2 protein-coding genes are annotated in these 1,686 nt (G+C 68.9%); both read right to left on the bottom strand.

Annotation, left to right across the window (positions count from 1 at the left end; all coding sequences use genetic code 11):
• Positions 1 to 99 precede the first annotated feature (99 nt).
• Positions 100 to 498, bottom strand: a complete 399-nt coding sequence (locus TW83_RS17870; RefSeq protein ID WP_045984140.1) for a DUF983 domain-containing protein — start codon at positions 496 to 498, stop codon at positions 100 to 102.
• Between the two features lie 63 nt (positions 499 to 561).
• On the bottom strand, positions 562 to 1,686 hold a 1,125-nt coding region (locus TW83_RS17865; RefSeq protein ID WP_045984139.1), incomplete at its 5' end, for a diguanylate cyclase.

Here is a 1,686-nt window from a genome sequence, read left to right as displayed (position 1 = left end):
TGAAGGCCGCGCCGGCGCCGCGCATGCCCATCAGGACCGACGCACCGCCCGCGTCGCGGCGCACGACCAGGACGGTTGCGGCATCGCGGATGGCGACGCTCATGCCCGGCCGAACCCGTGCATGCGCCGTGCCCACTGCAACCCGACCATGGCGCCCTTGATCACCGGCAGCATCGCCAGCGACAGCACGATCGCCCCAAGGCCAAAGGACAGGATCATCGTCATGGCACTAGGGCGCCACGCGATGAAGGATGCCAGCAACAATGGCGCGCCAAGATGCGACACGATCAGGATGGTCAGGTAGGCCGGGCCGTCGTCGGCCCGCTGGTGGTGCAGATCCTCGTGGCAATGGGGACAGGCATCCGCCACCTTGAGGTAGCTGGAGAACATCCGACCCTCTCCGCAGGCCGGGCAGCGGCCCCGCGCGCCACGCAGCATGGCCTGGCCCGTCGGGCGTTCGGGGGTGAGCGATGGGGTGATCTTGGCAGCATCTGTCATGACGGGATCCTCCGCGGGCTTGGACCAAATCTAGGCGGCGTGGCGGCACATTGAAAGTCCCTCCTATGCCGCACGTTCCGCGCGTGAACAGACGACCTGGTTGCGCCCCGCAGCCTTTGCGGCCAGCAGCGCCCGGTCCGCACGCTCAAGCGCCACTCGCGCCAGCTGATCCGGCCAGATGTCATCCGCGGGCGCGACCATGGCCACCCCGACCGACGCCGTCACCCGGATCGCGCCGCCGCCGGACAGGCCAGGCAGGCGTACGGGCCGCGCCTGCACGGCCAGCCGCAACGCCTCGGCAATGCGGGCCGCGCGTACCGGGGGGCAGTTGCCCTGCACAGCCAGGAACTCCTCTCCGCCCATGCGGGCCGTCATGCCGTCCACGCCGATGGTATCGCGCAGACGCTGCGCGACCTCGGCCAGGACGGCATCGCCGGCGGTGTGACCATGGCAGTCATTCACCGCCTTGAAATGGTCCAGGTCGATGGCAAAGACCGCGAATCCGTGATGCGCCAGCATCGCGTCGCGCGCGATGTCGGCCAGCTTGGGAAGGGCATAGCGGCGGTTGTACAATCCGGTCAGCGGATCGGTCATCGCCCACAACATATGGCGCTGAACTTCGGCCCGACGCTGGTCGCTTTTGGATTTGCGCGACAGCAGCATCTGCAGCGACACTGCCGCGGCCTCGGCCGTCGCAGCGGTGCACAGCGCATCCGGCATCACGTCACCCGCCCCAAGATCCAGCGCGATGGCCGACAGTTCGGCCCGGTCAGGCCCGATGGCGATGACGAAGCCCGCATCCCGAGACCCCTGACGAGACCGCAGTTCGGACAGCAGGCGTAGCCCGTCGCCACGCTCGCGGATATCGGCCGAGATCAGGTACAGGTCCGCTGTCCGCCCCGCGGATGCGGCGCCCAGCGCCTCGTCAGGATCGCGGATCTCGAACCTGCAGGGCATACGTTCGGACAGCATCTGCCGCCAGCGCCGCGCACGGGTCTGGCTGTCCGCGATGAGCACGATCAGCGGACGATCGGCATGGACAAAACCGGCCGGTGCCTCGGCCATGCCCATCCGGCTGGCCTGCGGGGCATCCGACTGGCGCAGGATGTTGCGGATCCGCGCCATCAGCATCTGGTCGTCAACGTCGGGTTCAAGCGTCGCGGTTGCCCCCGCCTGCAGCGCGGCCAG

Origin of the sequence: Paracoccus sp. S4493, from assembly GCF_000967735.1 — a bacterium.
Lineage (GTDB): Bacteria > Pseudomonadota > Alphaproteobacteria > Rhodobacterales > Rhodobacteraceae > Paracoccus > Paracoccus marcusii.
Note: the sequence above shows the minus strand (reverse complement) of the source record. Positions and strands in the feature narration are given on the sequence as shown.

What these genes read in the sequence shown, in the direction of transcription:
- TW83_RS17870 (WP_045984140.1), bottom strand. Translation starts at nt 498, where the DNA reads ATGACAGATGCTGCCAAGATCACCCCATCGCTCACCCCCGAACGCCCG.